At 60.8% G+C, this 26,479-nt stretch carries 27 protein-coding genes; 7 read left to right on the forward strand and 20 right to left on the reverse strand.

Annotation, left to right across the window (positions count from 1 at the left end):
• Positions 1-4: 4 nt before the first annotated feature.
• Together J5M72_RS16555 and J5M72_RS16560 are read right to left on the reverse strand one after the other, a co-directional pair.
• Positions 5-262 carry a DUF2790 domain-containing protein gene (locus tag J5M72_RS16555; RefSeq protein WP_207866447.1) on the reverse strand — a complete coding sequence of 86 codons (258 nt, stop codon included), beginning with the start codon at positions 260-262 and terminating at the stop codon, positions 5-7.
• A gap of 167 nt (positions 263-429) precedes the next feature.
• A complete protein-coding gene (locus tag J5M72_RS16560) occupies positions 430-1,143 on the reverse strand; it encodes a murein L,D-transpeptidase catalytic domain family protein (RefSeq protein ID WP_169430801.1) in 714 nt (237 codons plus the stop codon).
• Between the two features lie 152 nt (positions 1,144-1,295).
• Here J5M72_RS16560 and J5M72_RS16565 point away from each other — a divergent pair, with 152 nt between their 5' ends.
• On the forward strand, positions 1,296-2,891 hold the full coding sequence (locus J5M72_RS16565) for a L,D-transpeptidase family protein (RefSeq protein ID WP_207866449.1): 1,596 nt from the start codon (positions 1,296-1,298) through the stop codon (positions 2,889-2,891).
• A gap of 3 nt (positions 2,892-2,894) precedes the next feature.
• Here the strand turns inward: J5M72_RS16565 and J5M72_RS16570 are convergent, their stop codons facing one another.
• Both J5M72_RS16570 and J5M72_RS16575 read right to left on the reverse strand, forming a co-directional pair.
• Positions 2,895-3,410 (reverse strand): DoxX family protein, encoded by a 516-nt coding sequence (locus J5M72_RS16570; protein WP_207866451.1) that lies wholly within the window; start codon positions 3,408-3,410, stop codon positions 2,895-2,897.
• 57 nt (positions 3,411-3,467) lie between these two features.
• Positions 3,468-3,665, reverse strand: a complete 198-nt coding sequence (locus J5M72_RS16575; protein WP_207866453.1) for a hypothetical protein — start codon at positions 3,663-3,665, stop codon at positions 3,468-3,470.
• Between the two features lie 240 nt (positions 3,666-3,905).
• On the opposite strand from J5M72_RS16575, the gene glsB reads away from it, so the two are divergent.
• Together glsB and J5M72_RS16585 are read left to right on the forward strand one after the other, a co-directional pair.
• Positions 3,906-4,814 carry a glutaminase B gene (glsB, locus tag J5M72_RS16580; protein ID WP_085711458.1) on the forward strand — a complete coding sequence of 303 codons (909 nt, stop codon included), beginning with the start codon at positions 3,906-3,908 and terminating at the stop codon, positions 4,812-4,814.
• 69 nt (positions 4,815-4,883) lie between these two features.
• Positions 4,884-6,386, forward strand: a complete 1,503-nt coding sequence (locus J5M72_RS16585; protein ID WP_207866455.1) for an aldehyde dehydrogenase family protein — start codon at positions 4,884-4,886, stop codon at positions 6,384-6,386.
• Between the two features lie 47 nt (positions 6,387-6,433).
• Here J5M72_RS16585 and J5M72_RS16590 read toward each other — a convergent pair whose 3' ends face one another.
• From J5M72_RS16590 to cynS, 4 genes are all read right to left on the reverse strand, one after another.
• Positions 6,434-7,207 (reverse strand): alpha/beta hydrolase, encoded by a 774-nt coding sequence (locus tag J5M72_RS16590; RefSeq protein WP_207866457.1) that lies wholly within the window; start codon positions 7,205-7,207, stop codon positions 6,434-6,436.
• A gap of 171 nt (positions 7,208-7,378) precedes the next feature.
• Positions 7,379-8,038 (reverse strand): carbonic anhydrase, encoded by a 660-nt coding sequence (locus J5M72_RS16595; RefSeq protein WP_207866459.1) that lies wholly within the window; start codon positions 8,036-8,038, stop codon positions 7,379-7,381.
• A gap of 12 nt (positions 8,039-8,050) precedes the next feature.
• The gene (locus J5M72_RS16600) at positions 8,051-8,287 is read right to left on the reverse strand and encodes a DUF2790 domain-containing protein (RefSeq protein ID WP_207866461.1); all 237 of its coding nucleotides are present in this window, start codon (positions 8,285-8,287) and stop codon (positions 8,051-8,053) included.
• An 83-nt stretch (positions 8,288-8,370) separates the two neighbouring features.
• On the reverse strand, positions 8,371-8,835 hold the full coding sequence (gene cynS, locus J5M72_RS16605) for a cyanase (RefSeq protein WP_011334741.1): 465 nt from the start codon (positions 8,833-8,835) through the stop codon (positions 8,371-8,373).
• A 120-nt stretch (positions 8,836-8,955) separates the two neighbouring features.
• Here cynS and cynR point away from each other — a divergent pair, with 120 nt between their 5' ends.
• Positions 8,956-9,834 carry a transcriptional regulator CynR gene (gene cynR, locus J5M72_RS16610; protein WP_207866463.1) on the forward strand — a complete coding sequence of 293 codons (879 nt, stop codon included), beginning with the start codon at positions 8,956-8,958 and terminating at the stop codon, positions 9,832-9,834.
• Between the two features lie 74 nt (positions 9,835-9,908).
• On the opposite strand, the gene J5M72_RS16615 is transcribed toward cynR, so the two are convergent.
• From J5M72_RS16615 to J5M72_RS16630, 4 genes are all read right to left on the reverse strand, one after another.
• Positions 9,909-10,238, reverse strand: a complete 330-nt coding sequence (locus tag J5M72_RS16615) for a hypothetical protein (protein WP_047293552.1) — start codon at positions 10,236-10,238, stop codon at positions 9,909-9,911.
• Between the two features lie 175 nt (positions 10,239-10,413).
• Entirely contained in the window at positions 10,414-10,803 is a 390-nt protein-coding gene (locus tag J5M72_RS16620) for a hypothetical protein (protein WP_207866629.1), read from the reverse strand.
• Positions 10,751-11,254, reverse strand: coding sequence for a GNAT family N-acetyltransferase (locus J5M72_RS16625; RefSeq protein WP_207866466.1), 504 nt, complete (start codon positions 11,252-11,254; stop codon positions 10,751-10,753). The genes J5M72_RS16620 and J5M72_RS16625 overlap by 53 nt, the downstream gene beginning before the upstream one ends.
• A gap of 47 nt (positions 11,255-11,301) precedes the next feature.
• The gene (locus J5M72_RS16630) at positions 11,302-13,245 is read right to left on the reverse strand and encodes a DNA topoisomerase III (protein WP_207866468.1); all 1,944 of its coding nucleotides are present in this window, start codon (positions 13,243-13,245) and stop codon (positions 11,302-11,304) included.
• A gap of 279 nt (positions 13,246-13,524) precedes the next feature.
• On the opposite strand from J5M72_RS16630, the gene J5M72_RS16635 reads away from it, so the two are divergent.
• Complete coding sequence (locus tag J5M72_RS16635; RefSeq protein WP_207866470.1) at positions 13,525-14,931, forward strand: serralysin family metalloprotease; 1,407 nt, start codon at positions 13,525-13,527, stop codon at positions 14,929-14,931.
• Positions 14,932-15,024: 93 nt separating this feature from the next.
• Here the strand turns inward: J5M72_RS16635 and J5M72_RS16640 are convergent, their stop codons facing one another.
• From J5M72_RS16640 to J5M72_RS16665, 6 genes are read right to left on the reverse strand one after another with little or no spacing between them, the layout of a single operon-like run.
• A complete protein-coding gene (locus J5M72_RS16640; RefSeq protein WP_064379501.1) occupies positions 15,025-16,239 on the reverse strand; it encodes an MFS transporter in 1,215 nt (404 codons plus the stop codon).
• A 45-nt stretch (positions 16,240-16,284) separates the two neighbouring features.
• The gene (locus J5M72_RS16645) at positions 16,285-16,671 is read right to left on the reverse strand and encodes an ectoine synthase (RefSeq protein ID WP_169430789.1); all 387 of its coding nucleotides are present in this window, start codon (positions 16,669-16,671) and stop codon (positions 16,285-16,287) included.
• Between the two features lie 37 nt (positions 16,672-16,708).
• Positions 16,709-17,890 carry an acyl-CoA dehydrogenase family protein gene (locus J5M72_RS16650; RefSeq protein WP_169430788.1) on the reverse strand — a complete coding sequence of 394 codons (1,182 nt, stop codon included), beginning with the start codon at positions 17,888-17,890 and terminating at the stop codon, positions 16,709-16,711.
• A complete protein-coding gene (locus tag J5M72_RS16655) occupies positions 17,883-18,917 on the reverse strand; it encodes a class I SAM-dependent methyltransferase (protein ID WP_207866472.1) in 1,035 nt (344 codons plus the stop codon). The genes J5M72_RS16650 and J5M72_RS16655 overlap by 8 nt, the downstream gene beginning before the upstream one ends.
• A gap of 16 nt (positions 18,918-18,933) precedes the next feature.
• The gene (locus J5M72_RS16660; protein WP_169430786.1) at positions 18,934-20,475 is read right to left on the reverse strand and encodes a class I adenylate-forming enzyme family protein; all 1,542 of its coding nucleotides are present in this window, start codon (positions 20,473-20,475) and stop codon (positions 18,934-18,936) included.
• 35 nt (positions 20,476-20,510) lie between these two features.
• Positions 20,511-21,191, reverse strand: a complete 681-nt coding sequence (locus tag J5M72_RS16665; RefSeq protein ID WP_169430785.1) for a class I SAM-dependent methyltransferase — start codon at positions 21,189-21,191, stop codon at positions 20,511-20,513.
• Positions 21,192-21,615: 424 nt separating this feature from the next.
• Between J5M72_RS16665 and J5M72_RS16670 the strand changes: the two genes are divergently transcribed.
• Positions 21,616-21,984 carry a DUF427 domain-containing protein gene (locus J5M72_RS16670; RefSeq protein WP_207866474.1) on the forward strand — a complete coding sequence of 123 codons (369 nt, stop codon included), beginning with the start codon at positions 21,616-21,618 and terminating at the stop codon, positions 21,982-21,984.
• A gap of 49 nt (positions 21,985-22,033) precedes the next feature.
• On the opposite strand, the gene J5M72_RS16675 is transcribed toward J5M72_RS16670, so the two are convergent.
• Complete coding sequence (locus J5M72_RS16675) at positions 22,034-23,656, reverse strand: MFS transporter (RefSeq protein ID WP_207866476.1); 1,623 nt, start codon at positions 23,654-23,656, stop codon at positions 22,034-22,036.
• Between the two features lie 70 nt (positions 23,657-23,726).
• Entirely contained in the window at positions 23,727-25,373 is a 1,647-nt protein-coding gene (locus tag J5M72_RS16680; RefSeq protein WP_207866478.1) for a GMC family oxidoreductase N-terminal domain-containing protein, read from the reverse strand.
• A 133-nt stretch (positions 25,374-25,506) separates the two neighbouring features.
• Between J5M72_RS16680 and J5M72_RS16685 the strand changes: the two genes are divergently transcribed.
• A complete protein-coding gene (locus tag J5M72_RS16685) occupies positions 25,507-26,394 on the forward strand; it encodes a LysR family transcriptional regulator (protein ID WP_207866480.1) in 888 nt (295 codons plus the stop codon).
• Positions 26,395-26,479 lie beyond the last annotated feature (85 nt).

Here is a 26,479-nt window from a genome sequence, read left to right on the forward strand (position 1 = left end):
TGCCTCAATGATCATTCGTGCAGCCGCTGCCTTGCACTTGATAGTCCAGCACATGTTCGCGGCCCTGGTGGTCGAGGTAATTGAGCCGAGCGGGGATGATGCCGCAGGCCTGGGAAATATCGGTGCTGGAAAGGACTTTGTCGACATCCAGATGCACGTAAAAGCCGTTGGTGTCGTGAATGACCGTGCGCTCGGGCATTTCGGCGGCGAACACGGAGCCGGCGGCGAGGAGGGCGGTGAAGGCCAGAATCAGGGTTTTCATGATGAGTCACTCGGGTCGGTGAAGTGGATCGGCAGGTGTGCCGGAACAACTTCAGGCTACCGAGCGATCCGCTCGGCAAACCGACAACTCAATGACAAAGTTGTAATGAAACCCTGAAAACAAAAATCCCCTGTGGGAACAGGGGATGATTTTTACAGCGCAGACTTTCAGCTGCCGTGAGTGCTGAGAATGCTCGCAATCTGCTGTGGCTGGCAGTTGAGGTACGGCGAGGACTTCAGCCAATGCTGGTCCGGATACCAGGAAAACATGTACTGCCCGTCCTTCAGGCTGTCGATCACCCGTCTGGCGACCTGCGGCCGCACCGCCGGGCAACCCTGGCTGCGACCCAGTCGGCCCGTACGTTTGCTCCAGAACAGATTCACGTAGTCGGCGGCATGGATCACGATGGCGCGATCGCGGGCCATGTCGTTGACGCCCGGCTCCAGACCGTCCATGCGCAGCGAATAACCGTGGGTGCCTTCGTAACTTTCCTGGGTGCGGAACAGGCCGAGGCTGGACTGAAAGCTGCCTTCACGGTTGGAGAACCGGGTGGCGAAGTTGTCCCCGGAGTTTGAGCCGTGGGCGACCAGGTCGCGCAGGATCAGTTTTTTCTGCGTCAGGTCGAAGATCCACAGGCGCCGCTCGGTGGACGGTTGCGAATAATCGATGATCGCCAGGTGCCGGGACTGCTTCGCGCCGTTGTTGATTGCGCATTGCATGGCGTTCAGGGCACCTTTAAGCGCCTGGGGATTGAGTTCCGGAGCGGCGTGGGCGAGGCTGCTATAGAGAACCGGCTGCGAGGTGCCGGCGGCAAAAACCTGACTGGTCACCAGCCCGATGGCAGTGGCAGTCAGCAGAAGTCGGCGCAAAAACGTCAACATTTAAAGTGAATCCTCACTGGCTACATGTTTGGCACTTTGGCTCCTGACGTCCAGTCGTCCCCGGCAGGCCCGCGAATCGGACCTGACTGTATCACCGCACCTGATGTAAGGTTGACCGTCAATCAAGACGGCCATGGATTGGAGTAAAGCAGTTGTTCAAAAAGTACGCATGCTACTTGAGCATTTGTTTGCTCGCTGCGCCGTTTGTCGCTTGCGCCGAAGAGCCATTGCCGGCACTCCCGGCGCAAGTGCCCGTGGAGCCGCAAAGTCCGTTGCACGCCGTGCTGATCGGTTTGCCGCAGGCTTGCCCGGCGATTGCCGCCCGTCTCAGCGGCCCGGCCCTGGAGCAGTTGCAGTCCTTCTACCAGCAGCATGACTGGATGCCGGTCTGGGCGGCGGCCGGGCAATTGCCGGCCTTGCACGCGCAATTGCAGCTGTTGGCCGACGATGGCCTCAATCCGAAACGCTATCCGGTCGCCGACACGGCCCCGCAGGATGGCGAGCTGTGCGCTGACATCGACATCAGCCGCAACTACCTGCAGGCCTTGCAGGACCTGCATTACGGTCGCCTTCTGCAGTCTCACTTCGAGCCGCTTTGGCATGCCGACGATACGCCCCGTGACCGACAGGCGGAGCTGCTCGCCATCGCCGTGCCGGGCATGCATGACGTTGCCGCCGCCTTCGATCTGGCCCGCCCGCGCCTGGCGCAATACCAGAATCTGCGCCACCTCTATGCCGCGCAACGCCTGCAGGCCTTGCCGCACTGGCAATCGGTGGGCAACGGGCCGCTGCTGCGCCCGGACATGGAAGACAAACGCGTGCCGGAACTTGCCAGGCGGCTGTACAGCGAAGGTTATTTGAGCCATGTGGTCGGCACGCCGGACAACGCTTATCACGGTGTTTTGGTGGAGGCCGTGAAAAGCTTCCAGGCCAGCCATTCGTTGCAGGCCGACGGCGTGGTCGGGCCGGGAACGATTGCCGAAATGAACATCAGCCCACTGACTCGCCGCGAACAGCTGCGGGTCAACCTTGAGCGTTTCCGCTGGCTGGCCCAGGACATGGAGCCCGACGGCCTGCTGGTCAACGTTGCCGCTGCCGAACTGACCCTGTATCAGGGCGGCCTGCCGGTGTGGCAGACCCGCACCCAGGTCGGTCGCGCCGAACGCCAGACACCGCTGCTCAAATCCCGGGTCACTCGCTTGACGCTGAACCCGACCTGGACCGTGCCGCCGACCATCTGGAAAGAGGACAAGCTGCCGGAAATCCGCAAGGACCAGACCTTTCTCAGCCGTCAGAACCTGCAAGTGCTCGACGCCAACGGCCAGCCGCTGGCTGCTGCCGACATCGACTGGGACAACCCCGGCAATATCCTTTTGCGCCAGGACGCCGGGCCGCGCAACCCGCTGGGGCAAATGGTCATCCGTTTCCCCAACCCGTTCTCGGTGTACCTGCACGACACTCCGAGCAAGGCGCTGTTCGACAAGGGGCCACGGGCGTTCAGTTCCGGTTGTGTGCGGGTCGAGCATCCGATGAAACTGCGCGACTTCCTGCTCAGCCCGGCGGAAAGGGCCCGCACCGACACCTTGCTCGCCACCGGCACCACCCATGAGTTTCGCCTGAGCAATCCGGTGCCGATCCTCATGACTTACTGGACGGCGCAGGTCGACGGGCAGGGCCGGCTGGTGTACGCGCCGGACATCTACAGCCGTGACAGCGCATTGCTGGCGGGGCTCGACCGGGCGCCTTGATCTTCAGTGGCTGGCGCGTTTCCAGAAACATTGCGCCAGCCACGCATCCACGCTCAACTTGCCGGCCCCGGCGAACACCAGCGGCACCAGTGCGGCCAGGTAGATCGCCGGCAGCTTGAAGTTGCCGAAGCCTTTGTTGGTGATCGCGTAGCCCTGGGCCAGTTCGCTCAAGGACGACCAGTCTGCCGGCCAGTGCACCGCAGCGGTGGCGACGACCGTCACCACGATCAGCGAAATCGCCGAGATCCGCGTACCCAGCCCGATCAGGATCGCCAGGGCGCAGATCAGCTCGGCCCACATCGACAGCTCCCAGTTCAGCGTGGCCGGCAGACGATCGAAGGGAAACGGGAACCGCTCCTGAATGTCTTCGAACCAGTTCTGGCCGTTGAATTTCTCCAGGCCCGATTCGAAAAACTCCCAGGCGATAAACAGGCGCAGTGTCAGCGGCGCCAGCCATTGGCCTGCGCGATCAAGATTCAGGTGCAGGCCTTTGACGACGGTCGAGAGAGCAGTGGTCATGGGATGGCTCCGTTCAATCAAGGGAAAACGGGGCACCGACGTGCCCCGTGAAGAGGGTTATTCGCCGGCACCGCACTTGCCTTCGCCGCACTTGCCTTCCGAGGTTTTTTCCGGGGTGTCGGCCTGGGCCTGGCTGTAGCCGTGATCCAGTTGCTTGACGCTGAAGGCCTCGGAAGCCGAAGCCGCGTTGGACAGGGCCAGGCCGCCAGCCAACAGCAGGCCGAGCGTCAAAGAAGTTTTCGAGAGCTTGGTCATGGTGAATCTCCGATAAAAATGTGAGTTCAAAGGCTTGATCGGGGCTGCCGATCGACAGGTTCATTTGAGCGTCGGGCTGTATCGGGGATGTGTCGCCAGCGGGGGGATTTGTGCTCATGGTGTGTCCGTAGCCTTGCCGTATACAGTGCGATACACGAACGCGGTGTGATTCGGCCGGCGGGCGCAGCGTCTAGCCACGGTGTCCCCGCAATCCCATGGGGCGAGACTTCGAGACCCGGCATGCAAGCGCTGTTGAACGAGATCCTTGACGCTGTCCGGCCCCTGATCGGGCAGGGCAAGGTGGCTGACTACATTCCCGCCCTCGGCACCGTGCCGCCGGACCAATTGGGCATCGCCGTGTATGGCAACGACGGCGAAATGTATTGCGCCGGCGATGCCGAGACGTTGTTCTCGGTGCAGAGTATTTCCAAGGTGTTCAGCCTGGTGCAGGCCATCGAACACTCCGGCGAGGCAATCTGGGAACGCCTGGGTCACGAGCCGTCCGGCCAGCCGTTCAACTCGCTGGTGCAGCTGGAGTTCGAGCGCGGGCGCCCGCGCAATCCGTTCATCAATGCCGGAGCACTGGTGATCTGCGACATCAACCAGTCGCGCTTTGCCGCCCCGGCGTTGTCGATGCGTGATTTCGTGCGTCGGTTGTCGGGCAATCCGCAGGTGATGGTCGATGGCAAGGTCGCCGATTCCGAATACCAGCACCGCGCACGCAACGCGGCGATGGCCTACCTGATGCAATCCTTCGGCAACTTCCACAACGACGTCGAAGCGGTGCTGCGCAGCTACTTCAGCCACTGCGCGTTGCGCATGAGCTGCATCGACCTGGCCCGGGCGTTCTGCTTCCTGGCCAACGACGGCTATTGCAAGCACAGCGGCGAACAGATCCTGACTCGCCGCCAGACCCAGCAAGTCAACTCGATCATGGCCACCAGCGGTCTGTACGACGAAGCCGGCAACTTCGCCTACCGCGTTGGCCTGCCGGGCAAAAGCGGTGTCGGCGGTGGCATCGTCGCGGTGGTGCCCGGGCAATTCACGGTGTGCGTGTGGTCGCCGGAACTCAATGCGGCGGGCAACTCGCTGGCGGGCATGGCGGCGCTGGAAATGCTCAGTTCGCGGATCGGCTGGTCGGTGTTCTGAGCCTGTGTTGCTTTGAGGGAGGCCAACCTATACATTTTCCGGCCGCCCTCAATATGGTGAATCCGCTCCATGTCTCTCGCGCTCGAACGTCTCGTCGCTGGCACGCCTATCCCTTTCGCCGGTAACCGCGTCACCGTGGTCAGCCCCGAACTGGCCGAGCGTTTCCGACCCGGCGACCACCTGTTGGTGGAGCAGGTGAGCGGCGAGCTGTTGCTGATTCCGGTGGCGGATCAGCAGGCCGCGTCGGTGGCGATCGAGCGTGCAGCGGCGGCGTTTACTGCGTTGTCTGCTGTGTCGGATGAGGCCATCAGCCGCTTCTTCGATCTGTTCGCCCAACGCCTGGAAAGCCCGGACGCCTGGGCACTGATCGAAACCGCCAACCTCGCCGACATCGAACGGGCCAAGGCTCGCGGTCGTTCGACTACCCGTTTGCTCGCCGACGAGCGCATGCGCCGCGACATGATCGCCGGCCTGCGTGCCTGGCGCGACGCGCCGGCCACCCGTGGCAAGGTGATCAGCAGCGTCGAACATGACGGCTGGAAGGTCGAGCAGGTGGTGTCGCCGCTGGGCATCGTTGCGTTCGTGTTCGAAGGTCGGCCGAACGTCTTCGCCGACGCCGCTGGTGTATTGCGCACCGGCAACACAGCCGTACTGCGCATTGGCAGCGATGCATTGGGCACCGCACAAGCCATCGTCACCCATGCCCTGAACCCGGCACTGGCCGATGCGGGTCTGCCGGCGGGGGCGGTGTCGCTGGTGGAGAGCGTCAACCACGCCGCCGGTTGGGCGATGTTCGCCGACCGGCGTCTGTCGCTGGCCGTGGCCCGTGGTTCGGGCTGTGCGGTCAGCCAGTTGGGCAGCATTGCCCAGCAGGCCGGCACCGCTGTCAGCCTGCACGGCACCGGTGGCGCGTGGCTGATTGCCGATCGTGATGCCGACGCCAAACGCTTCGCCGCCGTGGTGCGCAACTCGCTGGATCGCAAGGTTTGCAACACTTTGAACGTCTGCCTGATCCAGCGCGATCGCGCCGCTGAACTGGTGCCGTTGTTCCTCGATGCCTTGCAACAGGCCGGTGCTGCGCGCGGTCAGGGCTGCAAATTGCACATCGTCGAAGGCAGCGAAGGTTACCTGCCGAGCGATTGGCAGAGCGCGACGGTCGAGGTTTATCGTGCCGAGGGCTATCAGACCGAAGCCTTGGCCGAACCATTGCCGCAAGCACAACTGGGCCGTGAGTGGGAATGGGAAGAAACCCCGGAAACCAGCCTGATGATCGTCGACGATCTGGATCAGGCCATCGCGCTGTTCAACCGCTACAGCCCGCAGTTCACCGTATCGTTGATCAGCGAAGACGCAGCGGTTCAGGAGCGTTTTTACAGCGCGGTCAACGCGCCGTTCGTGGGCAATGGCATCACCCGTTGGGTCGATGGCCAATATGCGCTGAACAAGCCGGAGCTGGGGCTTTCGAACTGGGAAAGCGGTCGCCTGTTTGCTCGCAGCGCGATTCTCTCGGGTGACGGTGTGTTCACCGTCCGCAGCCGCATGACCCAGGTCGATCTGGGCGTAAAACGCTAAAACAAAAACGCCGCGCCTGTCGCAATGACAGGCGCGGCGTCTTCTTGTCACTTGGCGGTGGCGGCGGATTCGATCAGGCTGGCCACGGCTTTCGGATTCGACACCATCACCACGTGGGACGCACCCTTGACCACAAGGGTCTTTTTGGCGTGCGCCCGTTCGGCCATGAACGCCATGGCTTGCGGCGGGATGTTCTTGTCCTTGTCGCCATACACGAACCATGACGGAATCGTCTTCCACGCTGGCTCACTGGCGGCTTCGTTGAGCGCCGCCTCGGTAACGGGGCGCTGAGTCGCGGCCATCAGTTTCGCGTCGGCGTTCGGTACGTCGGCGGCAAACTGGTCGTGGAACTTGTCCTGCTGGATGTACAGATCCTTGCCGCCGTCCTTCAACGCAACGGGCGGCGCCAGAGTCGGGCCGAGGGTGCTTCCGGGGAATTTTCCGGCCAGCCCGGCCACGGTTTCACCCGCTTCGGGCGCCAGCGCTGCCACATACACCAGTGCCTTGACGTTGGCGTTGCCGTACGCGGCTTCACTGATCACCGGCCCACCATAAGAATGGCCGACCAGCACCACCGGCGATTTGATGCCGGCCAGCACGTCGGCAACCGATTGCGCATCACCCTTGAGCGTACGCAGCGGGTTGGCCGCCGCGATTACCGGATAACCGTCCTTTTCCAGAATCTTCACCACACCGTTCCAACTGCTGGAATCGGCAAAGGCACCGTGCACCAGCACCACGGTGGGTTTCTCGGCGGCCATCGCCGAGGTGGCGCCGGCCATGGCGGCGGTAAGGGCCAGTCCTGCAAACAGCTTGTTCATCGAGTGTTCCTTGTGTCGGGAGGAGGGATGCAGCGTTCGGGCTTATTCAAGGCGTTCGCTGTATCGGGGATGTGTCCGCCTCCCGGTTCGGGTGCATGGAACTGTGTCTGGCGGGGTGCTGGCTACACGCTGATACAAAGCAAACGCCCCGACAGGTGCGGGGCGTTCGGTTCAGGCGGCATCGACCGTCTGGCCATGCACTGCGCACGTCGACGGCTGTTCGGCCAGCGAGACGAAGGTGCGACGGTCGGCTGTGAGGGCATCGATGGAACCGGTCTCGATGTCGTAGACCCAGCCGTGCAGGTTCAGCAAGCCTTTCTCCTGGGCCAGACGCATACTCGGGTGGGTCTGGATGTTCGCCAGTTGGGCGATCACGTTCTCGCGCACCATCGAACTCAGCTTGGCCGCGTCATTGGCGTGTGGCCGTGATTCGTTGACCACTTTCGCCGACTCGGCATGTTGCAACCAACCGCTGACGGCGGGCAGGTGATCCATGCATTTGCACTGGGCGATGGCGGTCATGGCGCCGCAATCGGAGTGACCGCAGATCACTATGTCGGTGACGCCGAGCACGGCTACCGCGTATTCCACCGTCGCCGAAACCCCGCCCGGATGCGGGCTGTAGGACGGCACGATATTGCCGGCGTTGCGGATCACGAACAGCTCGCCGGGTTCTTGTTGCGTCAGCAGCTCGGGCACTACACGGCTGTCGGAGCAAGTGATGAACAAGGTGCCCGGGGTTTGGGTAGTCGCCAGGTGTTTGAACAGTTCAGTGCGTTGCGGGAACGCTTCGTTCTGGAACTTCAGAAAGCCTTCGATCAGGTTTTTCATGGGGCAGTCCTCTCAGTTCGAGCAGCCGGTGCCGAACTCGCTGTATTGAAGAATGTGTTTTGCGCCTTGACTGTCGAGGTAAGTCATCTCGACCGGCACTACACCGCAGACGTCGGCGACCGGGGTGATGCTCACGACTTCAGCGATATCCAGAGACATGCCGTAGTGATAGGCGACGGCCTCTTCATCAGCCTGAGCCTGGGCGGCAAGGCCGGCGAGCAGGGCCAGGGTCAACAGAATTTTTTGCATGGGGCAGCCTCCAGGCAGGTGGGGTGACGACTTGGCGAATCAGGTTTGGATGAGCCCGCACGCGAGGTGCGGGCCCGGAGGGATCAGAACGGACGCAGCGGGAGGAACTTGCCGTCGAGGGTGACCACGGCGCGGGAACCGCCTTCAGGATCTTCGACTTTCTTGATGTCGAGCTTGAAATTGATCGCGCTGATGATGCCGTCACCGAATTGCTCGTGAACCAGGGCTTTCAGGGTGGTGCCGTAGATCTGGATCATCTCGTGGAAGCGGTAGATGGTCGGGTCGGTCGGCACACCGTCGAGGCTGCCGCGCAGCGGGATGATTTGCAGGGCGGCGACGTCTTCGGCGCTCAGCTCAAGCTTGTCGCCGACCACTTCGGCAGCGGCTTTCGGCAGTGGATGCTGGCCGAGGAGGGCGGCGGTGACGTAGGCCAGGCTCAGGCCGGTGCCGTCCGCCAGATCCTGCCACGACAGGTTTTTCTGAGCCTTGGCATCCAGGGCGCGGGTGGTCAGGGCGATGCGGCTGTCGTTGTAGGCTTGGGATTGCATGGTGCTTCTCCTTTCGGGGTTGGCTTGCTGTGTGGGATTCATCTTCTGCCGATTGATCCATAGCGTCCAAGACCGATATACAATGCAAGGCATAAGCACTGCCTATAGATGGAGCGTCCCATGCTGTTGCGACATTTGCGATACCTGCTGGCCGTGGCCGATCACGGTGGCTTCACCCGGGCGGCCGAGGCGCTGCATGTGTCGCAGCCGACCTTGTCGCAACAGATCCGCCAGTTGGAAGAAAGCCTCGGTGTGGATTTGTTTGATCGCACCTCGCGTTCGGTCAAACCCACCGACGCCGGTCAGGCCTACATAGAATGTGCGCGGCGGGTGCTGGTGGAGCTGGAGGCGGGCAAACGCGCGTTGCATGACGTGAAGGATCTGTCCCGAGGCTCGTTGCGCCTGGCCATGACCCCGACCTTCATGGCATATCTGGTCGGGCCATTGGTGCGAGACTACGTGGCGCGTTATCCGGGGATTCACCTGGAGATTTTCGAGCTGTCGATGGACGACATCGAGGCCGGGCTGGCGGATGACTCGCTGGACATCGCGATTGCCTTCACCCCGGTGCGCAACCCGGACATTGAATGCATTCCGGCGTTTGTCGAGACGCTGGGAGTGATGGTCGGGCGTGGGCATCCGTTGTATGACAGCGCTGGAGTGCTGACGCCGGATGACATTGCGCAACTGGATTTCGCCTTGCTGGCACCGGACTTCATCACGCGGTTGTCGATTGACGAGTATTTCCGTCAGCATGGGATTGCGCCCACGGTGCAGATCGAAGTGAATTCGGTGAGCACGTTGCTGGAGGTGATCCGGCATGCGCCGATTGCGACCATGTTGCCGGAGGCGATTGCGACCGAGGATCGAGCGTTGCGCCGGTTACGTGTGGAGAGTGAGGCGCCGCAGCGAGGGGCGGCGTTGTTGCGGCGCCAGAACAACTATCACAGTGCGGCATCTGTGGCGTTCATGGAGATGGTGCTGGAAACCCGTTCATGAACAGGGTTTGCGATCAATAAAAAAGGGCCTGCTCCTTATCGGAAGCAGGCCCTTTTGTTTATTGAAAATTCAACTTAGCAGAACCGATCAATCACCCGAACTTCGTTCTTGTTCTGCATCGAGTCCCACGCCTGTTTCAGCGTTTGCAGAACATTACCGATGAAGTCCTTGTCGGCCGCGGCTTTCTTGCCGACGTAGCCGTGGCCGCGGCGGTACATCTTCAGGCGGGCCAGCAGGTTCTGGTTGTTCCGGTCGAACTCTTCTTCACCAGCATGGGGCGACAGGCAGTCGATATGCACCTGACCCGACTTGCTGATCCACAGAATATGGCTGTCATGGCTGTCTTTTTGTGCAGCGAACATACGAGCCAGTTCTTCGATAGTAGGTTGATTGTTCAGATTCATGATATTGCCCCTTGACCAGTCTGGTGATCTTTCAAAGTTGATTCGCTAATACAGGTAGCCCATCGGTTAGTTGATCCCTGGCACCGAAACCAGGACGTCAGCGGTCGCCCGTGTGAAGTACGGGGTCATGCGTCTGTTGCATGTAGTCGTGTTGAATAACTGCTACGCAATAGCGTCACAACGAGGAGAAGCAGCGAAAACCGGGAGGCTCCTTGACGACGTTTTCAGGGTCGACCACAAGCGTCTTGAGAATTTTCGCCAGCGCTTCTCGTCCTTGTACTGGACGTTCAGGCCAGGTCAGCTTCTTCAATCTGCCTTGTGGGCAGCGTGTATCCGGAAAAAACAGCTCGGCGGTCAGACGAGCTTGCTCAAGCGTGTTGCCAGTGCTCCCGATCAGGGAGACGTCTGCATCATGCAAAAGCCAAACGACGCCGTCAACGGTTTTGTAGTGATTATTTTCAGTAACTACATATTGTCGGACAAAGTCATTCTGGAATGAAAAAAGGAGGGCTTCAGGCAGCGGGAGAAAGGCTTCGCAGGCCGTAGAAGGTGCAGGGGTAGCCATCCACGGTTTTGGTCTGGCGGGTAAAGTCGCCGCCGCTCAGCTCGGGGATGAGCCGGGCCCAGAACCGCTGCGCAGGCAGGTTGGCGTCGACATGGAAAATCTGCCATCGACCGGGCAGGTGGCTCAAGAGGGCAGAGGCGACAAACTGCGCGACACCTTGGCCACGCCAGCGTCGGCTGACGAAGAAGTAGCCGATGTTGTAGTCGGCGCCTTCGATGAGGAGGTGGTCGTCCACGGTCACGAACCCCGCCAGCTCATCGTCGACGTGGATCAGGAATGGCCGGGTCGCCGGTTGACGCCAGTAATCGTCTTTCAACTGGATCGGGAAAAAACCATGCCCGCCCAACTTCAACGGCACCCACTCGCTGAAGTCATAGGTGTAGAACTGCATCAGGTTTTCGAGGGTTTCCAGTTCGTCGCGCCGGGCGACGCGCAGTTCGATGACAGACATGCCGCAGGCTCCTGACAATCACTGCAGAAACAGTAGCGCGCAACGAGCTATCTGGCAGCCGGTTTTGCCGTACGTTTGCCGGTACCCGTGGTTTTTCGCCGGGTGGTCTTGCGCTTGTTCTTCCACGGTGCTGCGGCCTTGCCGGCAGGCGGCGGGCCGCTGATGGTCAGGCTCAACCCGGCACAACGGGTCACTTGCTTGCTCATCCACGCCGCCTGTTTGGTGACGAACTCTTCCAGACTCATCTCGCCACTCTGCACCATGTCCAGCGCCTGTTCCCAGATTGCCGTGGTGCCGGGGTCGGCAATCGCGCGCGGCACGGCGTCGATCAGGCTGAACGCGGCGGGCGTGGCGGACAATGCCTTGCCGTTCTTCACCAGATAACCGCGATCCAGCAGGCCTTGAATGATCGAGGCGCGGGTGGCTTCGGTGCCGATGCCGGTGGTGTCCTTGAGTTTCTGCTTGAGCAGCGGATCTTCCACCAGTTTGGCGACGTTCTTCATCGCCTTGATCAGGTCGCCTTCGGTGTAGGGTTTGGGCGGTTGCGTCCAAAGGTCCTTGAGCTTCACGTCCGCCACGGCGCATTCGGCACCTTGGGTCAGTGTCGGTAGCGTTTGTGGCGTGGGGGCTTCACGGCCCTTGGCCGGGGCCAGCGCTTCGGGCAATGCGCGTTTCCAGCCCGGTCCGATGATTTGCTTGCCGACGGCGCGCAAGGCCTCCCCGGCGCAATCGAAATCGGCCTGGGTGCGGTCGTATTCATGATTGGGCAGAAACTGCGCCAGATACCGCGCGCGGATCAGCGTGTAGACCGCGCGGTGCTTGCCGGTCAGGCGTTCGAGATTTTTCGCGGCAGCGGTGGGGATGATGCCGTGGTGAGCGCTGACCTTGGCGTCGTTCCAGGCGCGGGAGCGGCGCTGTGGCTCCAGATGGTCACGCAACGCTTCGAGGCCCGGATCGGCCTGACGCAACGCCGCGAGAATCCCCGGTGCCTCGCTGTGCTGGCTCAGGGGCAGGTAACCGCAATCGCTGCGCGGGTAGGTGATGACTTTGTAGGTTTCGTAGAGGGCCTGGGCGATGTCGAGGGTTTCCTGGGCGCCGAGGCCGAGCTTCTTCGAGCAGACCTCCTGCAAGGTGCCCAGATCGAAGGGCAGGGGCGCTACTTCGCGCATGCGCTCGGTGCGCAGCTTGACCACCCGGGCGCTGGCGGCGCTGCCGATTGCGGCGGCCGCTTGCTGGGCGAGTGCCTGATTGAGGCAGCGGTCCTGATCATCGCAGGCATCGTTCGGGGCGCGCCATTGGGCGGTGAACGATGTGCCGTTGTGCAGCAGTTGCACATCGATGGCCCAGTACGCGACCGGCACGAAATCGGCGATGCTGCGGTCGCGATCCACCACCAGCCGCAACGTCGGCGTCTGCACCCGGCCTACCGGCAGCACGCCTTGATAACCGGACTGCCGGCCGAGCAGGGTGAACAGGCGACTCATGTTCATCCCGATCAGCCAGTCCGCCCGTGAGCGGCCCAGTGCCGAGTGATACAGGCTGAAGGTTTCGGCGCCCGGCTTGAGCGCCGCCAACGCCTTGCGAATCGAGGCTTCGTCCAGCGCCGACAGCCACAAGCGGCGGATCGGCCCGCGATAGCGACAATGCTCCACCAGTTCCCGGGCGATCATTTCGCCTTCGCGGTCGGCGTCGGTGGCGATGATCAGTTCGCTGGCCTCGCCCAGCAGGCGCTTGACGGCTTTGTACTGGCTGGCGGTACGCGGCTTGACGGTCATTTTCCACTTGTCCGGGATGATCGGCAGGTCGGCCAGCACCCAGCGCTTGTATTTGGCGTCGTAGGCGTCCGGCGGCGCGGTTTCCAGCAGGTGGCCGATGCACCAGGTCACCGTGACGTCCGTTCCCAGCCAGCAGCCGTCGCCTCGGCGCTTTGCGCCCAGCACGGCCGCAATATCCTTGGCCTGGGAAGGTTTTTCACAGAGGTACAGCCGCATAACCACCGTCGTCGATCATTGCCCGAAGAGGCGCACAGAATGGCCTGAGTCGGGCGCCGGGGCAACTTTTATCTGTATGGATATACAGATAAAGGAATTACCGGTGATGACAGACGTCGCCGGGGCAATCGGGGACGCTATCGAGAAATTGAATGGCGTTCACGCCCGGCACTGTGTCAGGTTCGAGTCGCCTCAAAAGGGCGAGTGACAGGACGATCTCGCCAGAAGATCGCCGTTTTACTGTCTGACACTGACTCTTCAGCAACAAGGACGTACACCATGTCTCAACCTTCCTCCCAGGCCAGCAGCGCCTTCACTGCTGTCGACACCTTCAGCCACCTGTATGACCGTGGCACCGGGACCGTCAACGGCAAACCGTCGTTCACCGCCGACCAGGCCGCTGCCGAAATCCTGCGCAAGGGCATGTCCTGGCAAGACAAGAACGCCGACGGCAAGATTGATCTGACTTACACCTTCCTGACCGACAAACCGTCGAACTACAACCCGAAACTCGGCAACTTCAGCGAGTTCAGTGCCCAGCAGAAAGCCCAGGCTGTGCTGTCGATGCAGTCGTGGTCGGATGTGGCCAAAGTCACCTTCACCGAGGGCAAGGGCGGTGACGGTCACATGACCTTCGGCAACTACGATGTCAGCACCGGCGGCGCAGCGTTCGCCTACCTGCCGCAGGGCAGCAGCTACGACGGTCAATCGTGGTATCTGATCAACGATCAATATCAGGTCAACAAGACCCCGGACACCAACAACTACGGGCGTCAGACCCTGACCCACGAAATCGGCCACACCCTCGGCCTGTCGCACCCGGGCGCCTACAACGCCGGCAACGGCAACCCGACCTACGGTGACGCCAAATACGCCGAAGACACCCGTGGCTACAGCCTGATGAGCTACTGGAGCGAGGCCAACACCGACCAGAACTTCAGCAAGGACGGCAGCGGCGCCTACGCTTCGGCACCGTTGATGGACGACATCGTCGCGGTGCAGAAACTCTACGGTGCCAACCTCGAAACCCGTGCCGACAACACTGTGTACGGCTTCAATTCCAACGCCGATCGCGACTTCTACAGCGCCACGTCAAACACCTCGAAAGTGGTGTTCTCGGTGTGGGATGGCGGTGGTAACGACACCCTGGATTTCTCCGGCTTCAGCCAGAACCAGAAGATCAACCTCAATGAAGGTTCGTTCTCTGACGTCGGCGGTCTGGTGGGCAACGTGTCCATCGCCTATGGCGTGACCGTGGAAAACGCCATTGGCGGTTCGGGCAATGATTTGCTGATCGGCAACAGCGCGGCCAACGAACTGATCGGCGGTGCCGGCAACGACATCATTTACGGCGGTGGCGGCGGTGATTCGCTGTGGGGTGGTGAAGGCGCGGACACCTTCGTGTTCGGCGCGGCCAGCGATTCGACCATGACCGCGCCGGACTGGATCATGGATTTCACCAGCGGCCTGGACAAGATCGACCTGTCGGGCATCGCCGGGTTCGCCACCGGCGTAGCCACGCTGAACTTCGTCAGCGGCTTCACCGGCCACGCGGGCGATGCGATCCTCACTTACTTCGAACAGACCAACCAGACCAGCCTGATGATCGACCTGACAGGCCAGGGTTCGGTGGACTTCGCCGTGGGTGTGGTGGGGCAGGCCGTGGCGACCGATATCGTCGCCTGATCTGAAAACGGAAATCTGAAACGAAAAAACCGCAGTCCTTCGCAGGCTGCGTTTTTTTTGTTTTCGGACATCGCTCTACGACATTGAAATCGGTTACTGCTCGGTTTCGAGGATCGAAGCGGCGGATGTATTACGTACTCTGGCAAACCACCAGAGAGCCGCAACGCCCAGCAGCGTCGCCAGCACAGCCAGGATCAGGATCACACGTTGTGCCCCCAAAGGCGCGGCGAGCAGCGCAACAAGCAGTCCCGCGAGCGGTTGTGACAAGTTGTTGAGCAGGGTGATCACGCCCACGGTCTTGCCGAAGTCCTGAGGGGGAATGACTCGCTGGCGAATGCTGCGCATGTAAACGTTGAACATCTTGTCGAAGCCGACGATCAACAGGAAACCCAGCACATAACCCGCCAGGTTCGGGCTCAGGGCGCTGATGAAGGCGCCGGCGGCGAGCATCGAACAGGCAACGCCACCCAATACGCGCAACGGCAATACCACCCGGGCGAGGAAAAACAGAATCACGATGGTGGTCACCGCGCCAGCCGCTTGCAGCACGGCGTAGTCGTCCTTGCCGGCGCTGTATTGACCGAGCACCATGGCCGCCGAAGTGGCCAGGGTGACCCCGACAATCAGGTTGACCCCGATCGCCAGGGTGATGATCTTTTTCAGCTCCGCCAGTTCGCGGATATGCCTGAACGCGATGCGCAGAGGCTGCAGCCAGATGTCCTGATGCTGCTCAAACACCTCGAGGGTGATACGACTGAAACGTTGCCACACCAGCATGCTCAGGTCGGCCAGCAGGAACAGCCCGGCCACCCACAGCACCACCCAGTGCCAGGCCGAAACCTCCAGCAGCAATGCCGCCACCAAGGGTCCCAGAACCAGTCCGGTCTGGTCGGCTATCTGCGAGTAGGAAAGGGTTTTGGTGTAGCTGTAGTGCTGGAAAATATGCGGCATCAGCACTTCGCGGGCCATGATGCCCTGAGTAGTCAGCACGCCGCACAGCGCAGACAGCACCACAAGCCACGCGATACCGCCGAAGACGGCATAAAGCCCAACCGCCAACACGCAGAGCAGCGCCCGGTAGACCTGACTGATGTGCAGAATCCTGATGGGCGAGAACTTGTCGCACAGGGCCCCACATAGTGGAAACGCGAGAAAACGCGGCAGCGACTCGACGAAAAATGCGAGCCCCGCCCAGGACGCGCTGTTGGTGGTCTGGAACACCACCAGCGGCACGATGAACAACAGGATCTGATCCGCCAGCCGCGACAGGAACAGCGAGATGAAGAAAGCCAGGTAATCCTTACGCATGATGACACTCCTGTGGGTGGGCGCCCTGGCGGGGCTGCCGCAACATCAGTAAGCCGAGCCCGAGCTGTCGTTGAGGTTATGTCGCTCGTCGCCACGCAGGGGCGGGTTGAACACGCTGACCAGAATCAGATCCTTTTCCTTGCCCCCGCGCAGATAATGGCGATCGTGCTGGTCAAGCACATACACATCGCCGGGCCGAATCGGGTAGACATTTCCCTGCATATCTTCGACTTCGCCTTCCCCGGCAATGCAATAACACGCCTCCAGATGATTGCGATAGTGCAACAGCGATTCGGTGCCGGCGCGGACCACGGTGTGACACAGGGTAAAGCCCATGGCATCGCGTTCGGTGAGCAGCCGATGGCTGGTGCCGGCGCCCCATTCGACGAAGTACGGGGTTTTTTCTACATCGGATTTGTTGCGAATGAACATGTAAACCTCGCTGAGACAATCGCTAATGAAATATCAGTCAGGCCGTTTTGGCGTCGACGCTGGAAGGGTTCAATATGGCCTCGCCACAGGCCAGCATCGTGTCGTTCCACACCAGGTCGCGGTGCGCGGCGATGGCCTGGATATCGCGCCAGTGACGCTGGAGCGGGTTGCCGGCCACCAGTGACGAGGCACCAAGTCGTTCCACCAGGCGCCGGACCACTTGCACGCATTGCTGTGCCAGATAGGCGCGGTCGCGCTTGAGCTGTAACACCTGGCCGCTGTCCAGTGGGCAATTCTGGACACCTGCCTCATGCAGTCGGGAAACCAGCGAGTCATACAGCAACCCGGCGCTGTACAACTGCGCGGCCGAATGGGCTGCTTGTTCGGCAATCCGTGGGTCACTGGCCAGGGACGATCCGGTGAGCGCCGTCACAAACGCGGCGTGGGCGCCCTCGGCGCAACCCAGCAACGGACCAATGATCGAGGTCGTGAGATAAGGCACCAATGGAGCATGGTCGATGTAGTCGGTGCCGGGCATAGGCGAATGTCGGGCAAATACCTCATGCAGCGCGAACACCCGTTCATGGGGTATTAGCAACTGATGGGTCAGCACATCGTGGGAACCGGTGGCCGACATGCCACAGCTGTCCCAGCTGTCGAGCCGCTGAACATCATTAGCAGCGACCAGCAGCAGGAATCGAGGAGTCTTTTCGGCATCCGGATGGTTCGGGCAGGGAGCATTGAGCATCAGCCAGGTGGCGTCTTCGATACCCGAGCTGAAGCGCCACCGCCCGTTGACCCGAATGCCATCGGATTCTCGGGATAACTGGCTGTTGGTGCTGCCGGACGCCGAAGCGAACAATTGCCGGGACCCTTCGGCGTACAACAGGTCCTGGCAGGCCGGCGGCAGGCGCCGGGCGATGCAGCCGTGGCCGCCGACCAGGGCCAGCATCCAGCCCGTGGAGGCACAGGCTCTGGCGGCGATGCGCGCGCTTTCCACCAACGTTGGCCAGTGCCCGCTGCTGGTGGTCTGCGCGCGCGGCGAGAGCAGGTCCAGCCAGTCGCCAGCGAACAGTTCGCTGAAGGTGCTGCTGCTCAGTCGGCGGTTCTTTTCTGCCGCGGCTGCGCGTTCGCGCCAGACCGGAAGATGCTCCAGCGCCCGTTGGCACAGTGCGGGTGACGCGGCGTGGTGAAACGCTTGGCCGGTGCGATCAATCATCGACTGGCTCCGCGACAGCATTGTGGGGAGCTGACAAGTCGCCAAGGCGCGCCCTTTCAAAACAGAATGCTGCGGGTTGCACTACCGGTCCCAGCAGACCGAGGAAACGTTCGATTTGCGCTGGATCGTCCGAGGCAACGAATTCGCAGAAATTGCTGCTGCTCCACAGCAAGTGGACATGCTTGAATCGGGCCGACAGGGCACTGACCAATTCTTCCAGGGTGACCTGTCCATTCTGCATCTGCTCAAGCATCTGCTGGCGTTTCCAGCGGATTTCTTCCTCGCTGAAGTAGCGAGTCTTGAATACTTCGTCCTTGATCCGTTCGCGCCGCAGGTATTCCTGCGGGTCGGGGTGGTTGAGTTTTTCAAGGAAGAACACCAGCCCCCCAGGTTTGAGAAACTGTTTGATATGACCGATCTGCCGCTCGCGATCGCGGGTATAGAACTGAAACGCGGCCATTTCATAAATGAAATCGAACCCCTGGCTGAAGCGTTCGTAGTCGGGACTTTGCAGCAGCGCAGGGGTGACTTTGAAGACCGATTGCGGATAGAACAGCGACAGCGCCGGGTCTGCATGGCGCTCGAACGGAATCCGGTTGGCCTGGTTGGGCGATGAGGTAAAGCTGCGAATCAGGCCCTGCGAGTGGCCGGCCAATGCGCGGCCGTTGCTGCCATCGAAAGCGTCCACCTCGAACAGACTGAAGGTCTGGTCGACGCTTCGGGTGTTGGCCCGGGCCAGGCGGTTCAGGGCCACGCCGACCCTCGACAGTTCTTCGAGGATGTACGGCACGCTGGCCAGAAAGTGCGAGAACAGCGGACCCGCACCTTCGATCAGACGATCGTGATAGTCGAGGATCTCAGGGTCTCCGATCTCTGACATCAGATGGCTGTGCAGCGACTGCAAAGGCACCTGGCTGGCGCCCGTGGCCAGACTGTGGAAGTGCCCGGCCAGTTTCAGCATGGCGCTCTGTTGCAGATTGTGGTCCAGACCGATGTCATCCAGTGACGGCTGCGGACAAGTGTTCATGAAGTAGCTCCTGCTGTCAGATCAGTCCTTTGGCGGTGAACTTGCCCGAATCGGTTTTTGGCAAGGCTTCGAGAAATACGAATTGGGCCGGCACCATGTGCCAGTCCAGGCGGCTTTTGCAGTAATCCAGCAAGGCCTGTTCGCTGGTCTGGCGATGGTCGGTGTCAAGTACGATGCAGGCCTTTGGCACGTGCCCGGCCGATTCGTCGGCGACCGGCACCACCAGCACTTCGGCGACGGCGGGGTGGGAGGCCAGGCACTGTTCGATTTCCCTCGGGTTGACGTTCCAGATGTTGCGCGCAAACACGTCATCCTTGCGCGCCACGTAGTAGAGATAACCCTCGGCATCTCGCTTGAACAGATCGCCGGTGCGGTACAGCCGCGAATGGCCGAACTTATCGTGGACGAAGGCCCTGGCATTAGCCTCGGGCATGTTCCAGTACTCCAGCATCAGGTAGTCGCTGGTCACCAGCAACTCGCCGATTTGTCCGGGTTCGTCAATGGCACGACCCTGTTCGTCGACCAGATAGAGGCTGACGCCGGGCAGAGGTTTGCCCACCGACGTCGGGCGCAGGTCAATCTCTTCAGGGGGGAGATAACTGACACGTTTGCATTCGGTGAGCCCGTAATTGGAAAAAATCCGCACCTGGGGCAAGGCCTGGCGGATTCGCTGAATATGTCGGGTGTGCAAGGCCTGGCCGCTGCTGGAGATATAGCGCAGCTCCGGGACTCGTGCCTGCCACTGCGGGCCGGTATTGGCCAGCAGAAAAAACACTGGGGGAAACACATGCATGGCGGTTACGGACTCGCGCTCGACCACCCTGAGGACATCCTCCGCGCTGGCGGCGGGCTTGCTTTCAATGACGCTGGTGGCGCCGGCAAACAACGGCATCATCACGTTGTAGACGCCGTAGTCGGAGGCCAGCGTCGAGTAGCTGAGGATGCGGTCGTCGGGACTGTTCTGCAGGTAGGTGGTAACCCTGCTGGAAGCCGCCAGCATGATCCGGTGATTGACCAGCACGCCTTTGGGATTGAAGGTCGAGCCTGAGGTATAGAAAATCGAGGTGGCTCGTTCAGGGTCCGCGTAAAGTGGTGCGGTGGCCGGGGTATCTTGTGTACGGTGCGCGGCAAGGGCATCGGCCAGGGGGATGACATTTGGCGTAGCGTCGGGGACGGGAACGGTCAGCAGGATCAGCTCCAGTCCGGCGGCTTCGATCAGGCCAGGCAGGTCGTCAGTGCAATCGGTGATCAGGACCCGGGCGCCCGAATGCTTGAGCTGGTGAATCAGCTTGGCGCGACTCAGTGTGTGATGGGTGGCGGCGGTGATCGCCCCGGCTTGCAGCAGCCCGAGGTAGGCGGCGATGAGTTCGATGGATATGGGCGAATACAGTCCAACGCGTTCGCCGGGGGCGACTCCCAGGGTGGATACAAGGGCGGCGATGGCATCCGCTCGTTGCTGCAGTTGCTGATAAGAGGTTGCGACCCCATCCAGAACGATGGCCGGTTTGGTCGGGTATTGACGGGCGTTATCGGCGATGACCTGATGAAAAAGTTGCATGGCTCAATATCCTTTCAAGCACAACTTCGGGGGAGTTAATTGCGTTTTCTTGCGCACACCGAAACATAGGTGCCCTGCCAGGTATAAGGATCGATGGGCAAGTTGTCAGAGTTACTCAATGGCCAACTTTGCTTGTCGAAAAATTTATTGAAGGAATAGATATCAAAGTCGCCCAGCCAGGCATCAAAGAAACCTTCGCTGTCTTGAATGGATAGTCCGGCTTCCTTGTCCCAGATAAAAGGCTCGCCGCTTGCTTGGAAGTAACGTGTCAGGTCGGATAACAAGTCGAGAAATATATAGCCACCCGTTTTTACTGCGCTGATGATTTTGGGCATCACCTTGTTAAGCTCCTCCTGAGTGAAGAAGTGCAACACTTCGGAACAGACGAGTACGTCGTAAGTCGCAGGGGCGGGGTCATAGTTGAGGATGTCCGTCTGCTGGAAGTCGAGCTCGCGTAACAAGGGGTTGAGCCTGCGGCTCCGAATCGTGCTGTCAACCATGTCCACACCGCTCAGGCTGTAGCCCTTGCGAGCCAAGGCCGTGAGGTTGCGACCATCGCCGCAACCCAATTCCAGTGCGCGACCCGGGCCGTCGGGAAGACTGGTCAGAAATTGCTTGAATTCATCGCGTAATTCACCGAACAGGGTGCCGTTGTCGCAAGCGCTGTATTCTCTGTCATACCATTCCTTCAGGACGGAACTGTTCACTACTTTCATAGTTATTCTCTGGCATCGATAGATGTGGCACACAGGAAAATGCGCTGGGTAAGAGCGTGCGATCAATTGATCAGGCTGGGGGCGGGAAATATGAAATATTTATGAGGGAGAAAGAATGTGGCTGGCGAAAGCAAGGCATGCTGAAACTCCATTTCATTATTTTTTTGAGAGCGTCCATGGTTATCGGAGATTGAAGTTTCTCGATAACGGTAAGGATATTTCCATCGCGTGGCTGGCGCTGTCAAGGCGAACTACGGGAGGACAAGAGTTATTTTTGTCACAAGTTGGTGACCTTCAAAGTTACAGTCTCCACAGGCCACGATTTTATTTGCTCGGCAAAAAACCGTTCGGCTGCGAACCCGACGAGTTTCCCCCGCATGGGTTATACCTGAACCGGTGCCTTCGCCGCCGTCAGGAGAAACCGATGAAAACGTCCGGTCTCAGTCCCGTTATCACCATCGCCGAGCAACCAGGCTGCCTGCTTGTGAAGTTCCACGGCATACAGGTCGCCGCCTCGGCCCGAGCCCTGGTGCTGCTCGAAGCCAATTACCCGCCGGTCTACTACATCCCGCGCGAGGATATCGACGAAAAATACTTCGCCCGCACCGACCACACCACCTACTGCCCGTACAAGGGCGATGCCAACTATTTCAGTCTGCAAGTGCCGGGGCATGAAGGGGCGAATGCGGTGTGGACGTACGAACATCCGAAGATTTCGGTCAGCCAGATCAAGGACTACGTGGCGTTCTATCCCGATCAGGTGAATTTTGAGTTGCTGGAGGCGGAGGTTTGAGATCCAGCAGGGTGGCGAGGGCATTGCGCCCCCGCCACACGAATATCAATCAGTTCTTGTCCAGATCGATATTCTTCGTCTCACGCAGACAGATCATCCCCACCACCAGGCTCACTCCGGTAATCAGCACCGGGTACCACAGCCCATAGAAAATATCCCCGGTGTACACCACCAGCGCAAACGACACGGTTGGCAGGAATCCGCCGAACCAGCCGTTGCCGATGTGATACGGCAGGGACATCGAGGTGTAGCGGATGCGGGTCGGGAACAGTTCGACCATCAGCGCGGCGAGCGGGCCGTAGCACATGGCGGAGATGATGATCAGCGCGACGATCAGGGCCACGATCATCGGCTTGTTGATCTGCTGCATGTCGGCCTGTTGCGGGTAGCCAGCCAGGGTGATCGCGCCGCGCAGGGCGGCCTCGTCGAAGCCGTCGAGTTTCACATCGCCGACGCTCACTTGCACCGTGCTGCCCGCCGGGGCGGCGACGCTGGAGTAGGGCAGACCTTGCTTGACCAGGAAGGTCTTGACCTTGTCGCACGGGCTGTCGAATTTGGCCTTGCCTACCGGGTCGAACTGGAAGGTGCAGGTGGCAGGGTCAGCCACCACGGTGATTGGCGCCTGTTGGCTGGCCTGATCGATGGCCGGGTTGGCGTAGTGGGCCAGGGATTTGAAGATCGGGAAGTACAGCGCCGTGGCTAACAACAGGCCGAGCATCAACACCGGTTTGCGCCCGACCTTGTCCGACAGCCAACCGAAAATGATGAAGAATGGCGCGCCGATCACCACACTGATGATCAGCAAGCTGTTGGCCACCGCCGGGTCCATTTTCAGGAACTGGGTGAGGAAGAACAGCACGTAGAACTGCGCGGCGTAAAAGGTCACCGCTTGCCCGGCGTTGATGCTGAACAGGGCGATCAGCACGACTTTGAGGTTTTCCCATTTGCCGAAGGATTCGCGGATCGGCGCCTTGCTGGCCTTGCCTTCCTCTTTCATCTTCAGATAGGCCGGCGACTCGTGCAGGCTCAGGCGAATCCAGGTGGAAATGCCCAGCAGCACGATCGACAGCAGGAACGGAATACGCCAACCCCAGACTTCGAACTGATCACCGGTGAAGTAGCGGCAACCGAGCACCACCAGCAGCGACAACAGCAGGCCGAGGGTCGCGGTGGATTGAATCCAGCTGGTGTGGAACCCGCGCTTGCCGATCGGCGCGTGTTCCGCGACGTAAGTCGCGGCGCCGCCGTACTCGCCGCCCAGGGCCAGGCCCTGAAGCATGCGCAGCACCACCAGAATGATCGGTGCGGCGATGCCAATGCTGGCGTAGGTCGGCAGCAGGCCCACCGCGAACGTTGCCACGCCCATCAGGATGATGGTCGCGAGGAAGGTGTATTTGCGCCCGATCATGTCCCCCAACCGACCGAACACCAGCGCCCCGAACGGCCGCACGATGAAGCCTGCGGCAAACGCCATCAGCGCGAAGATGAACGCCGTGGTGTCGTTGACCCCGGCGAAGAACTGCTTGCTGATCACCGCCGCCAGGGCGCCGTAGAGAAAGAAGTCATACCACTCGAACACCGTCCCCAGGGACGAGGCGAAGATGACCTTTCGGGTATCGGGGCTGGCGTCCGCGCTGCGCACGGCGTCCAGCGGCTGAACGTGTTCTGACATATCGGTATCCCTCACAGTGATTGTTTTTGTTGTTTCCACTGGTGTTGCGTGTCCGGGTGAAGCGCGATGTCTACAGGGTGTGAGCCATTTCGGTTTTCGGTGTGATGTTCCTGGTCTCGGGGTTGAGAATCAGCTGTGCCGCTTTTTCAGCAATCATCAGCGTAGGCGAACAGGTGTTGCCGGAGGTAATGCGCGGCATGATCGACGCATCGGCAATCCGCAGGCCCGGCACGCCGTGCACCCTCAATTGCGCATCGACCACCGCATCTGCGTCGTTGCCCATGCGACAGGTGCCGACCGGGTGGAAAATCGTCGTGCCGATCTTCGCCGCCGCTTCGTGCAGTTGTTCTTCGGTCTGCAGGCTGGCGCCGGGCAGGTACTCCACCGGGTTGAAGGCTTGCAAAGCCGGGGCGCTGACGATGCGGCGGGTCAGGCGGATCGCATCGGCGGCGACGCGCAGGTCTTCGGGATGGCTGAGGTAATTGGGCTGAATCAGCGGTGCTGTTTGCGGATCGGCGGAGCGGATCTCGACCCGGCCACGGCTCTGCGGACGTAAATCACACACTGAAGCGGTGAACGCGGGGAAGCTGTGCAGCGGCTCGCCAAAACGCTCCAGCGACAGCGGCTGCACGTGGTATTCGAGATTGGCCGAGGTCTGTTCCGGCCCCGAGCGGGCAAACGCGCCCAGCTGACTTGGCGCCATCGACAATGGCCCGCTGCGGTCATACAGATAGCGCAGGCCCATGCCCATCTTGCCCCACACACTGCCGGCGATCTGGTTGAGGGTGCGGGCGTTTTCCAGTTGGTAGATCAGGCGCAGTTGCAGGTGATCCTGCAGGTTGCCGCCCACCCCCGGCAATTCATGCACCACGCCGATCCCGAGTTTTTCCAAAAGCGGACGCGGCCCGATCCCGGAGCGTTGCAGAATGCCTGGCGAGCCCACGGAGCCTGCGCACAACACGATCTCTTTGCGCGCCTTGAAGCGCTTTTCCTGACCCTGCCAACGTGCGCTGATCTTTGCGGCGCGGCCATCCTCGAACAGCACCCGATCAACCTCGACGTCGGTCAACACCGTAAGATTGGCGCGATCTCGAATCGGCTTCAGAAACGCCTTCGCCGCATTCCACCGCACCCCGGCCTTCTGATTGACCTGAAAGTAGCCGCAACCCTCGTTGTCGCCCTGATTGAAGTCATCGATGCTGGCGATGCCGCTCTGCTCTGCTGCGCTGCGAAAGGCGTCGAGAATCGGCCACGACAGGCGCTGGCGTTCGACCCGCCATTCACCCTTGTCGCCATGGAATTCCGCTGCGCCGGCAAAGTGGTTTTCGCTCTGTTTGAACAGTGGCAGCACATCATTCCAGGCCCAGCCCGGATTGCCCTCGGCGGCCCAGCCGTCATAGTCGTTGGCCTGGCCGCGCATGTAGATCATGCCGTTGATCGACGAGCAGCCGCCCAGCACCTTGCCGCGCGGATAACTCAGCGCGCGGCCATTGAGGCCCGGTTGTTCTTCGGTCTTGAAGCACCAGTCGGTGCGCGGGTTGCCGATGCAGAACAGGTAACCCACGGGTATGTGAATCCACGGATAGTTGTCACGCCCGCCGGCCTCCAGCAGCAACACACGCTGCTGCGGATCCGCCGACAGCCGATTGGCCAGCAAACACCCGGCCGGCCCGGCGCCGACCACGATGTAATCGAATTCATCGAGGGAAGTCTGCATTCCCTGACCTCGCTTATTGTTTTTGTTATCAGTCATCCTAGTTGTTAGCTTTCGTCAAAAGAATGTTAGTTTTTGCGCAGCCGCTGTGCGTTTTCAAACAGTACTTTCTGACGATAGCCGACAAGGACAAGCCATGTTCGACTGGAACGACCTGCGGTTCTTTCTAGAGTTGCAGCGCAGTGGCCGACTGCTTACCGCTGCCCGCCGCCTGGACACTACTCACGCCACCGTCGCCCGGCACATCGAGGCCATCGAAAAAAGCCTCGGCACCGCGCTGTTCGTCCAGCACGCCCAAGGCTACGAAATGACCCCGGCAGGGGAGGCGCTGCTCAAACACGCCGAAGCCATGGAAAATGTCGCGCTGCTGGCTCAGGAAGAAATCACCCAGTCCACGGCGCCACTGGGCAAGATTCGCGTCGGCGTGACGGAAGGGCTGGGCATCATGTTCCTGGCCAGCCGCATGATCGGGTTGTTCGAGCGCTATCCGGGGCTGGAAGTGGAGCTGGTGGCGGTGCCGCGCTTCGTCAGTATTCTCAATCGCGAGGCGGAAATCAGCATTCACCTGGAGCGCCCGGCGGCGGACATGCTGGTCACCCGCAAACTCACCGATTATCGGCTCGCGCTCTATGCCAGCCGTGCTTACCTCGACCATGCGCCGCCACTGCGTACCCGCGAAGATCTTGGCCAACATGCCTGGATCGGTTACGTGGATGATCTGCTGTTCAGTCAGGAGCTGATGTTTCTCAACAGCTTCTGCCGCAATCCGCGTGTGGTGTTTCGCAGCACCAGCGTGATTGCCCAGCAGCAGGCGGCGCGTTCGGGACTGGGGATTGCGGTGCTGCCTTGCTATATGGCGGCGTCGGACCCGGATCTGGTGCCGCTGTTGCCGGATGAGAGCATCGAGCGCAGTTACTGGATCAGCACGCGGCGCGAGCTGCACAAGTCGGTGCGGTTGCGAGTGGTCTGGGATTACGTGGTGGGGTTGTGCGAAGGCGAGCGCGAGTTGTTGATGGGCCAGTAAAGACGGCTGTTTCATGCAACTAAAACGCTTGGCAAAAGGTCATTCGATTTGCGGAGGTTGAGTCATTTCGCAGAACCTCGACAAC

Origin of the sequence: Pseudomonas sp. 58(2021), assembly GCF_017491585.1 — a bacterium.
Lineage (GTDB): Bacteria > Pseudomonadota > Gammaproteobacteria > Pseudomonadales > Pseudomonadaceae > Aquipseudomonas > Aquipseudomonas fluorescens_BT.

Bases quoted from the DNA above. Each gene is read 5' to 3' on its own strand.
- J5M72_RS16635 (WP_207866470.1), top strand. From the start codon at position 13,525: ATGTCTCAACCTTCCTCCCAGGCCAGCAGCGCCTTCACTGCTGTCGAC.
- glsB (WP_085711458.1), top strand. From the start codon at position 3,906: ATGCAAGCGCTGTTGAACGAGATCCTTGACGCTGTCCGGCCCCTGATC.
- J5M72_RS16620 (WP_207866629.1), bottom strand. From the start codon at position 10,803: ATGGCTACCCCTGCACCTTCTACGGCCTGCGAAGCCTTTCTCCCGCTG.
- J5M72_RS16555 (WP_207866447.1), bottom strand. From the start codon at position 262: ATGAAAACCCTGATTCTGGCCTTCACCGCCCTCCTCGCCGCCGGCTCC.
- J5M72_RS16570 (WP_207866451.1), bottom strand. From the start codon at position 3,410: ATGACCACTGCTCTCTCGACCGTCGTCAAAGGCCTGCACCTGAATCTT.
- J5M72_RS16660 (WP_169430786.1), bottom strand. From the start codon at position 20,475: ATGCAACTTTTTCATCAGGTCATCGCCGATAACGCCCGTCAATACCCG.
- J5M72_RS16680 (WP_207866478.1), bottom strand. From the start codon at position 25,373: ATGCAGACTTCCCTCGATGAATTCGATTACATCGTGGTCGGCGCCGGG.
- J5M72_RS16595 (WP_207866459.1), bottom strand. From the start codon at position 8,038: ATGAAAAACCTGATCGAAGGCTTTCTGAAGTTCCAGAACGAAGCGTTC.
- J5M72_RS16670 (WP_207866474.1), top strand. From the start codon at position 21,616: ATGAAAACGTCCGGTCTCAGTCCCGTTATCACCATCGCCGAGCAACCA.
- J5M72_RS16675 (WP_207866476.1), bottom strand. From the start codon at position 23,656: ATGTCAGAACACGTTCAGCCGCTGGACGCCGTGCGCAGCGCGGACGCC.
- J5M72_RS16640 (WP_064379501.1), bottom strand. From the start codon at position 16,239: ATGCGTAAGGATTACCTGGCTTTCTTCATCTCGCTGTTCCTGTCGCGG.
- J5M72_RS16665 (WP_169430785.1), bottom strand. From the start codon at position 21,191: ATGAAAGTAGTGAACAGTTCCGTCCTGAAGGAATGGTATGACAGAGAA.
- cynS (WP_011334741.1), bottom strand. From the start codon at position 8,835: ATGCAATCCCAAGCCTACAACGACAGCCGCATCGCCCTGACCACCCGC.
- J5M72_RS16625 (WP_207866466.1), bottom strand. From the start codon at position 11,254: ATGTCTGTCATCGAACTGCGCGTCGCCCGGCGCGACGAACTGGAAACC.
- J5M72_RS16590 (WP_207866457.1), bottom strand. From the start codon at position 7,207: ATGAACAAGCTGTTTGCAGGACTGGCCCTTACCGCCGCCATGGCCGGC.
- J5M72_RS16630 (WP_207866468.1), bottom strand. From the start codon at position 13,245: ATGCGGCTGTACCTCTGTGAAAAACCTTCCCAGGCCAAGGATATTGCG.
- J5M72_RS16575 (WP_207866453.1), bottom strand. From the start codon at position 3,665: ATGACCAAGCTCTCGAAAACTTCTTTGACGCTCGGCCTGCTGTTGGCT.
- J5M72_RS16645 (WP_169430789.1), bottom strand. From the start codon at position 16,671: ATGTTCATTCGCAACAAATCCGATGTAGAAAAAACCCCGTACTTCGTC.
- J5M72_RS16685 (WP_207866480.1), top strand. From the start codon at position 25,507: ATGTTCGACTGGAACGACCTGCGGTTCTTTCTAGAGTTGCAGCGCAGT.
- J5M72_RS16655 (WP_207866472.1), bottom strand. From the start codon at position 18,917: ATGAACACTTGTCCGCAGCCGTCACTGGATGACATCGGTCTGGACCAC.
- J5M72_RS16600 (WP_207866461.1), bottom strand. From the start codon at position 8,287: ATGCAAAAAATTCTGTTGACCCTGGCCCTGCTCGCCGGCCTTGCCGCC.
- J5M72_RS16615 (WP_047293552.1), bottom strand. From the start codon at position 10,238: ATGAATCTGAACAATCAACCTACTATCGAAGAACTGGCTCGTATGTTC.
- J5M72_RS16585 (WP_207866455.1), top strand. From the start codon at position 4,884: ATGTCTCTCGCGCTCGAACGTCTCGTCGCTGGCACGCCTATCCCTTTC.
- J5M72_RS16650 (WP_169430788.1), bottom strand. From the start codon at position 17,890: ATGATTGATCGCACCGGCCAAGCGTTTCACCACGCCGCGTCACCCGCA.
- cynR (WP_207866463.1), top strand. From the start codon at position 8,956: ATGCTGTTGCGACATTTGCGATACCTGCTGGCCGTGGCCGATCACGGT.
- J5M72_RS16560 (WP_169430801.1), bottom strand. From the start codon at position 1,143: ATGTTGACGTTTTTGCGCCGACTTCTGCTGACTGCCACTGCCATCGGG.